General features: G+C 72.4%; 5 protein-coding genes and 1 pseudogene. 5 read left to right on the forward strand and 1 reads right to left on the reverse strand.

Translation table 11 applies throughout. From position 1 onward, the window contains the following. Positions 1–25: 25 nt before the first annotated feature. Complete coding sequence (locus tag ABT288_RS32095) at positions 26–1,246, reverse strand: PP2C family protein-serine/threonine phosphatase (protein WP_351615189.1); 1,221 nt, start codon at positions 1,244–1,246, stop codon at positions 26–28. A 552-nt stretch (positions 1,247–1,798) separates the two neighbouring features. Between ABT288_RS32095 and ABT288_RS32100 the strand changes: the two genes are divergently transcribed. The 5 genes and pseudogenes from ABT288_RS32100 to ABT288_RS32120 all read left to right on the forward strand — a co-directional run. After that, positions 1,799–2,551 (forward strand): glycosyltransferase family 2 protein, encoded by a 753-nt coding sequence (locus tag ABT288_RS32100; RefSeq protein WP_351615192.1) that lies wholly within the window; start codon positions 1,799–1,801, stop codon positions 2,549–2,551. A gap of 121 nt (positions 2,552–2,672) precedes the next feature. After that, on the forward strand, positions 2,673–5,309 hold the full coding sequence (locus ABT288_RS32105; protein ID WP_451335430.1) for an amino acid permease: 2,637 nt from the start codon (positions 2,673–2,675) through the stop codon (positions 5,307–5,309). Positions 5,310–5,695: 386 nt separating this feature from the next. Next, on the forward strand, positions 5,696–6,709 hold the full coding sequence (locus tag ABT288_RS32110) for a hypothetical protein (RefSeq protein WP_502972873.1): 1,014 nt from the start codon (positions 5,696–5,698) through the stop codon (positions 6,707–6,709). Between the two features lie 46 nt (positions 6,710–6,755). Continuing rightward, positions 6,756–7,532 (forward strand): TIGR03936 family radical SAM-associated protein, encoded by a 777-nt coding sequence (locus tag ABT288_RS32115; protein WP_351615195.1) that lies wholly within the window; start codon positions 6,756–6,758, stop codon positions 7,530–7,532. Positions 7,533–7,795: 263 nt separating this feature from the next. Continuing rightward, a pseudogene (locus ABT288_RS32120) lies at positions 7,796–8,858 on the forward strand (Rne/Rng family ribonuclease); the annotation flags it as partial.

The following is an 8,858-nucleotide window of genomic DNA, read 5'->3' on the forward strand; positions in this document are numbered from 1 at the left end:
ACGTCGAGACGTTCAGTCGAGACGTTCAGCCGAGGGTCGCGAGGTGGTCGGCGGTTCCCCCGTGCCACTCGATCATGAAAAGGGTGGCGTCGTCGGTGGTGAGCCCGCCCCGTTCGTTCTTCAGCGTGTGGGAGAGGCGGCGCAGATCCGCCCGCACACCCACTGACGGCTCTTCTCCCAGGCGGTTGACGCAGTGGATGAGGCGTTCCTCGCCGAACACCTCCCCGCCGACATGCTCTTCGATGATGCCGTCGGTGTAGCAGAGCACCCGGTCGCCTCGTTGGAGCACGTGTTCCTTGACTCGGGGCATTTCGCCGCCGAAACCAACGGGCAGCGTCGTCGCGCTCTCCAGTTGCCGCACCACCCGGCCGCCGCGGATCAGCAGCGGCGCGGGGTGGCCCGCGTTGACCAGCTCCATCTGACCGGTGGTGATGTTCAGGTGCATCAGCTGCGCCGTGACGAAGTGGTCGGGGCCGAACTGCCGGGAAATGGCCTCGTCCATGAACGTGTATTTCTCGTCCAGGCTGATGAACACGCGCCGGGCATGCCGGTAGGCGCCGATGGCCACGGTCGCCATCGTGGCGGCGTCCAGGCCATGGCCCATCGCGTCGATGACGGCCATGTGCAGGATGTTGTCGTTGAGGGCGTAATCGAAGCTGTCGCCGGCGACGCGATAGGCGGGCTCCAGGGCCCCGGCCACCTCGACCTGGGGAACGGACATCGTCAGCGGCGGCAGCAGGCTCCACTGGATCTCCGCGGACACGCTCATCGGCTCCCGGCGCCGGGCCTGGAAGAACTGGTCGGTATAGGCGTTCTTGGTGACCAGCATGTCGGCGACCAGGCTGGCGAGCCTGTGCAGCAGGCGCCGGTCGTCGTCGCCGACGGCGTCCAGGGTGAGGGCCATGACGCCCACCTGGTCACTGCCGTCCAGCAGCGGCAGATAGATCCGGACGCCTGCGGCCTGCGGCACCTCGACGGCGTCCCCGCGCAGGAAAGCCCGCCCGGCGGGGGAGTCGGCCATCGGCTCCGGCTGGGTCACGTGCAGTTTCCTGCCCGGCAGCGGCACCAGCAGCTCCTGCGCGTAGTCCTGGAGCAGGATGGAGACGTCACGACCGCCGATCCTGGCCACCCCCTCCGCGATCAGCGGGGCGATCATCTGGGGCGGCAGCAGCCGCGCTCTGTCCAGCAGCAGGCCGAGCAGCCGCTCGCCGAAGCCCTCCGATCGGTCGATGCTCTCCGTGCCCATGGCCCGGTGGATCACCCGCTTTCCCGTCCTCGCTGCCGACCACCTCCGCACAACGTGACCCGGGAAGCCGCCGGAGCGGTTCATTACGCCACGCGCGGCATGTCGGCCGCGGGGCGGCGGCGTTGCGGGGATCCGAACAGCACGACGATGCAGCCTCTCCGCCGCGCGGGGCGCGCTGCTGACGGACCACCAGGAGGGCGGGGTGCCGGCCGGGCCGGATCGGGGTCGACCCGGGCGTCGTACGGGAGTTGATCCGGGCGTCGTACAGGAAAGGGAGGGTCGGCGGCGCCACCTGTAGCCTGAACCCCGCAGCGAGCCCGTTACCACACCACAGTGCTGGAGCGCCGAACCCGTGCCCCTCGTCAGCGTCGTCACCGTCGCCGGTGAGGCGTTGACCAGCGGTTGCAAGGCAGGGCGCTGCCGCTGGGCGAGGCCGTCTCCGAGGGCCGGATCCCCGATGAACCCGGAGTTCTCCTGTCCAGGCCGGAGGGGCCGCGTGCCTCGGCCGGCATCGGTCCCCCGTACAGCGCTCCGCGAACCAGGAAGAGAGTCGTGAACGTCGTCTCCATCGTCACCCCGGTACACATCGATGCTGTCCGTTTTCTTCCCGACGCCTACGCCTCTCTGCTCTCCCAGGACCTTCCCGAGGGATGGTCCTGGGAGTGGTGCGTGCAGGAGGACGGCAGCGGCGTGCGCGCACAGTCGTATCTGCCGGCCGACGATCCACGGATCCGGATCTCGGCGTCCCGCGCCGGCGGCCCCCACGTGGCACGCACCATGGCATTCGCCCGCTCGACCGGTGTCTACCTGAAGACCCTGGACTCCGACGACCAGCTCACCGCCGGCTCTCTCGCACGGGACATCGCCGTGCTGGAGGAGGACGCCTCGGTCGGCTGGACGACATCGCGGGTCGTCGACCTCCTCGAGGACGGCAGCACCGTCTCCTTCGAACTCAGCGACCCGCAACCGGGCCGGCTCCCCCGGGGAAGCGCGTTCCGCTTCTGGACCGAGCACCACCGCCCCCAGGTCCACCCCGCCACCCTGTGCGTGAGGCGCTCCCTGCTGGCGCTGCTGGGTGGCTGGATGGCCCTGCCGGCCTCGGGCGACACCGGACTTCTCCTCGGTCTGGACGCCTTGGCCGACGGATGGTTCATCGGCGACACCGGACTGGTCTACCGCAAGCACGGCGGCCAGATCACCGCCCATCCCCACCACCGGCGCGGAGAGGAATGGGAGGCCCGGATGTCTCTGATCCGTGAACATGCCGAGGCGATCCGAGCGTGGACCGACACCGAGAGGCCGTGAAACCACCGCCCCAAGGGCGGTCGGCGGGCGTCGGACGCGCCGCCCGGTTTTGTGACCGGCGCGGTTCCCGCTGCTGCCCTGCGCTGTTGCGGAGGGAACCGGCCCGGCGGTGCAATCAAGTGTGAGGCACTTCGACGGCGCCGTGTCCGCCGGCCGCCCCGCCCCCGGGACGGGGGCCGGCCGGAAAGGGCTCAAGAACGACGCCCTGGGCATGTTCTCCTCGGTGGCCATGGGCCTTGCCTCCGCCGGCCCGGCGTACAGCCTGGCCGCCACCCTGGGCGTCATCGTGGCGGGGGTCGGACTGCAGGCCCCGATCGTCACGATGCTGGCGTTCATACCGATGGTGCTGGTCGCGTGCGCCTTCCGGGAGCTCAACGCGAGCAACTCCGACTGCGGGACCACCTTCAGCTGGGCCACCCGCACCTTCGGGCCGCGCACGGGGTGGATGGGCGGCTGGGGCCTGATCGTCGCCAACATCATCGTCATGGGCAACCTCGCCCAGATCGCCGCTGCGTACGGCTTCCGGCTGGTGGGCCTGGACGGACTGGCGGACGACAGGTTCTGGACGACCGTGGCGGGCGTCGTCTGGATCGCCATGCTGACCGTGATCTGCTACGTCGGCATCGAGTTCTCGGCGGCCGTCCAGCGCTGGTTGCTGTGCCTGGAAATGGTGATGCTGTTCCTTTTCTCCATCGCCGCGCTGGTGAGGGTCTACACCGACCCTCCCGCGACGGCGATCCACGTCTCGGCCTCCTGGTTCAACCCCTTCGAGGTGCCCTCGGTAAGCGCCCTGACCTCGGGAATCCTCGCGGGGGTCTTCATCTACTGGGGCTGGGACACCGCATTCTCGGTCAACGAGGAAACCATCGACAGCGCGCGCATCCCCGGGCGCTCCGCGGTCGTGTCCACCGTGCTGCTCCTGATCACGTACAGCCTGGTCTCCACCTCGGCGCAGGCGTTCGCGGGAGTCGGCACCTCGGGCATCGGGCTCGGCAACACCCACAACTCGGGCGACGTGCTGTCCGGGCTGGGCGACGCCGTGTTCGGGAGCCACGACATGGGGCTGCTCCTGTCGAGACTGCTGATCCTGATGGTGCTGACCTCCGCGCTGGCTTCCGCCGAGACCACCATCCTGCCCCTGGCCAGGACCGTCTTCTCCATGGCGGTCCACAAGGCGGTCCCCTCCCGGTTCGCCCGGGTCCACCGCAGGTTTCTCACTCCGACCTGGGGGACCGTCGGCATGGGAGCGGCCTCGATCGCCTTGTTCGTCCTGCTGGCGTCGTTCAGCCGGAACGTCCTGGCCGACTCGATCGACTCGGTCGGTCTCGCGATCGCGTTCCAGTACGGCCTGACCGGCTTCGCCTGCATCTGGTACTACCGCAAGGTCCTGACCCGCAGCGCCAGGGACCTGGTCTTCAAGGGCGTACTGCCGGGGCTGGGCGGGCTGATGATGATCTCGCTGTTCGTCTACGCCGCCTTCGTCGTCTACGCGAACCCCGGGTACGGCACGACAGCCGTCGACCTGCCGCTGATCGGCAGGACGGGCGGCGTCACCGTCCTGGGCCTCGGCTCCCTGCTGATCGGCCTCCTGCTGATGCCGGTGGTCACCCGGGGTCACGCCGTGGCCCTCAAACTCCAGCGGAGCCTGCTTCCGCGCCGTCTGCCGACGCACGCCGCCGTCGACTCGGCGAGCCGTTACCTGCCCGCCGACAGCGGGTCCGGGGTGGGCGGCGACTGGTACGACGTCATTCCCCTGTCGGGTACCCGGGTCGGCCTGGTCGTCGGGGACGTGCTCGGTCATGGCCTGCGTGCCGCGGCCACCATGGGACGCCTGCGTACGGGCGTGCGCGTTCTGGCCCGGCTGGACCTGAGCCCGGACGAGCTGCTGTCCCGCCTGGCCGACCTGGTCGAGCAGACCGCGCACGAAGGCGAGGCCGGCCAAGGCCCGGGACACCTGAGGCCGTACGTCGACGAGGCGCTGGGCGTGAGCTGCCTGTACGCGGTGTACGACCCCGTCTCGGGGAAGTGCAGCCTCGCCCGGGCCGGGGACTCCGTGCTGGCCGTCGTACAAGCCCACACGGGCGTCGTCGACTATCCGGAGCTGCCGACCGGGCCGCCGCTGGGAATCGCCGGCCTGCCCTACGAGAGCACGGAACTGGACCTCGCCCCGGGCAGTCTCGTCGCCCTCTCCACGGACGGCCTCCTCCAGGCGGCCGACGACCGTGACGCCGGGCTCGCGCAGCTGTCCCGCGTCCTGGGCGACGGCCGAGCGCCCCTGGAGACACTGTGCGACCGCGCGGTGAGCGCCCTGTTGCCGGGGCCGGTGGACGTGGACGCGACACTGCTCGTGGCCCGCACCCGCCGGCTCGACCGCAAGCAGTTCGCCGAGTGGGCGGTGCTCCCGGACCCGGCGGCGGTGGCCACCATCCGCACCACCGTCAGCAAGCAACTCGGTGAATGGGAGCTGGGCGACCTGGCGTTCACCACCGAGCTCATCGTCAGCGAACTGGTCACCAACGCCATCCGCTACGTCGGCGGTCCGATCAAGGTACGCCTGATCCGCGACCGGGCCCTGATCTGCGAGGTCTCCGACACCGGCCACACCGCGCCCAACCTGCGGCACGCCGCGAGTGACGAGGAGGGCGGACGGGGCCTGTTCATCATCGCCCAGATGACCCATCACTGGGGTACGCGCTACACACCCACGGGAAAGATCATCTGGACCGAGCAGGACCTGCCGCGACCGGACGGCACTTAGCACGCGGGGGTGGCGCGGACATGCGCCTGCCGGACCGGGCACCTGCCCTCTTCGGGCGGGTCTTTCTGGTTACCCAGCCGGTACGGGCAGCCCCGGTCGTCCCGGAGTGCCGCCGCGACGCCTGACTCCGGTCCCGGAGAACGTCGTCGTGGCCCGGCGCTTCGTACGCTCGGTGCTCGACGGTGTCGCACCGGATCTGGTGGACACCGCCGAGCTGCCACCCCGTTCCCGGAGACATGAGACGCCCGCCGCGGCCCTCATCGAGTGCCTGCGAGGCCGGATCGCCGGATCCGAACGGGCGGTGCCGGCGTCTACTCCGGTATGGAACCTCACAAGCCGCCTCCCCGGCCCCGGCAGCCGGAAGGGTTCTGACCGTCGCGATCCGGGTGCCCCTGCGGATCGTCGTCCTGGTGCTGGTGGTGCCGGTGCGCATGGCGTGGGACGCCCTCGTCGTCGCCGGAAGGTTTCTGCGGGACACCGTGCTCAGGCCGCTCGGCCGGGCGCTGCTGTGGGTCGGAAAGGCCCTGTTCGTGTGGCCGTCCGTGGGCCTGTGGAGCTATGTCCTGGTCCCCGTCGGCAGGGCGCTCGCCTGGCTCGGCACGGTTCTCGTCGTCGTACCGGCCCTGTGGTGCCACCGGTACGTGCTCACGCCCCTCGGGCACGCCCTCGCGTGGGTGTACGCGCGCGTGCTCAGCCCGATCGGGCACGCGATCACCTGGCTGCTGAGGGGCGTCGGCGCGGTCCTCGCCGCCGTCGGCACCGGCGTGTACACGGCCGTCGCCCGGCTGGCCAGGCATCTGCTCGTCGTACCCGCGCGATGGCTGTACGACCGGGTGCTCACGCCCGTCGGGCGTGCTGTCGCCCGGTGTGTACGAGGGCTGGGCCGGCTGCTCGGCCTGATCGGCACCGGCATCGGGGTCGCCCTGTACTGGACTCTCCGCGTCCTCCTCGTCCTGCCGGCCCTCGCGCTGCGGCGCCGGGTTCTCGCCCCCGTCGGCCGGTTCCTCGCCGTCGTCGCGCGTGAGGTCGGCGACGCCCTCGGGCACGCCTGGCGGATCGCCGGACGGATCTCCCGGGCCCTCGGCCGGGCGCTCGGGGCCCTCTTCCGGTGGATCTTCGTGGAGCCCGTGCGCTGGGTGTACCGGACCGTCCTGACCCCGGCCGGTCACCTCGTCCGGGACGGCGTCCTGCGGCCCGCCGCCGAGGGCGCACGCGTGCTGGGCCGAGCCGTCCGCGAGGCCCTGACCGGCGCCCGCGACACGGTACGGCAGGCCCGCGCCGACCTCCGGCGGATGCTGTTCGGGGAACCACGGCAGGCGGCCGCTGTGGACCGGCGGGAACCTCAGGGGCGCGCGGCACGTACTCTTGGTAGCAGTACGACCGCACTCACGAAGGACTAGGACACTGGGCAAGCGACAGCCCGAAGGCCCGCCGCCCGCACCCGCGGTGCAGCGCATCCGACTGCGCTACACCAAGCGCGGCCGCCTGAGGTTCACCAGCCACCGAGACTTCCAGCGCGCCTTCGAGCGTGCGCTGCGCCGCGCCGAGGTGCCCATGGCGTACTCGGCCGGGTTCACGCCGCATCCGAAGGTGTCGTACGCCAATGCCGCACCCACCGGCACGGGCAGCGAGGCGGAGTACCTGGAGATCGCGCTCACCGCACCGCGCGACCCGGAGACCCTGCGCGTCCTCCTCGACGAGTCGCTGCCCCCCGGGCTCGACGTCGTCGAGGCGGTCGAGGCGCGGACCCCGGGCCTCGCCGACCGGCTGACGGCCTCCGTCTGGGAGCTGCGGCTGGACGGCGTCGACCCGGCCGACGCCGGGCGCGCGGTCGACGCGTTCCACCGGACGGAGACCGTCGAGGTCCAGCGGATGACCAAGAGCGGCGTCCGCACCTTCGACGCCCGCCCGGCCGTGGTGAGCCTGGAAACGCACGGTTCACCGGCTGATAGGCCTACCGACCAGCCCTGTGCGATACTGCGGCTGGTTGTTCGGCACGTGACGCCTGCCGTACGACCCGACGACGTCCTGTCCGGTCTCCGCGCCGTGGCCGACCTGGCGCCGCCGGTCCCCGCAGCGGTGACCAGGCTGGCGCAGGGGCTGCTCGATGAAGAGACCGGCACGGTGACCGACCCGCTCGCGCCCGACCGCGAGGCAGCCGGGGCCCTGACGGCCGCACCGGCCGCCGCCGCGACGGCGCCGACGCCGGAAGGTCCCGCGTAGGGACGGACGTCGTAAGCGCCGCCCTCGTACTCGGGAGCCACCTGGGTCGGGCAGCGCACCGACCAGAAGACTTTCGCCAGGCCGTACCGACAAGGCGTACGGAACCGGCGAGACAGGACACAGAGTGCTCCCGTGCGGCGCCCGCGCCCCGGACGGCGGCCATCGCGGATCACGCGGGCCGTGGACGTCAACGGCGGACGGTCGATCGAGACCGGTGCCGGACCAGGCGCGGCGCCCGGGAGCCTGACGGGAGAAACGCCCGCATGCTCGAGCCGACCGAACCCCGCGAGGGTTCCGAACTGAACACTCCCAGCGACACCCTGCCGCCGCGCAGGCGTCGCCGTGCCGCCTCCCGCCCGGCGGGCCCGCCCGCCGCCGCGGCCGAGGCCCCCGCCGAGGTGACCGTGCCGGCCATACCGGCCGCGGAGTCCGACGAGGTCGCCGAGGTCCTTGACGCCGCTGAGGCGCTGGGGGCTGAAGGTGCCGAGGAGGCCGTGGAGGCGATCGAGGCCGAAGCGGTCGAGGCCGCCGCGGCACCTGCTGCCGGGGAGATCGCGCCCGCAGGCCGTCCGCGCCGCCGTGCCACACGTCGTGCGTCCGCGCCCACCGGGTCGCCGGCGCCTGCCGAGGCCGTCGAGACCGTCGTCCCGGCCGCGTCCGCCGCCGAGACCGAGAAGCCCGTCGCCGTCGCCGAGGGTGGCGAGGTCCTCTCCGGGGAGGAGGCCGCCCCGCGCCGGGCCCGCCGCCGCGCCACGCGCAGCGTCTCCGCGCCGGTCGGTGCTGCTGAGACCGGTGTGAGCGAGGAGGCCGCAGAGGCCCCGGTGGCCGCAGAGGCCACCGTCCCTGCCTCCGCCGCCGCGGAAGAGGCCACGCCGGCCGCTCGTCCGCGCCGCCGTGCCACGCGTCGTGCCTCCGCGCCTGCCGGTGCGCCGGCGTCCGCCGAGGCCGCCGAGGCTGTCGTTCCGGCCGCGTCCGCCGTCGAGACCGAGCAGGCCGAGGAGCAGCCCGCGCCCACGGAGGAGGCCGCGCCCGCCGCCCGTCCGCGCCGTCGCGCGACCCGCCGCGCGTCCGCGCCCACCGGTGGGCCGGAGGCCGACGAGTCCGCTGCCGCCGAGGCCGCACCGGTCGCCGCTGCCGAGGCTCCTGCGGCCGAGGCTGCCGCTGCCACCGAGGTGAGCGGTGCCGGTGAGGAGGCCGCTCCGCGTCGTACCCGCCGCCGGGCCACCCGCCGTGCGTCCGCGCCCACCGGTGCGCCGAAGGCCGACGAGTCCGCTGCCGCCGAGGTCCCGGCCGCCGCCGAGCCCGCCGCCGAGACCCCTGCCGAGG

Source organism: Streptomyces sp. NPDC001093 (genome assembly GCF_040298985.1).
Classification (GTDB): domain Bacteria; phylum Actinomycetota; class Actinomycetes; order Streptomycetales; family Streptomycetaceae; genus Streptomyces.

Coding starts and splice junctions, on each gene's coding strand:
- ABT288_RS32095 (WP_351615189.1), bottom strand. CDS start 1,246: ATGGGCACGGAGAGCATCGACCGATCGGAGGGCTTCGGCGAGCGGCTG.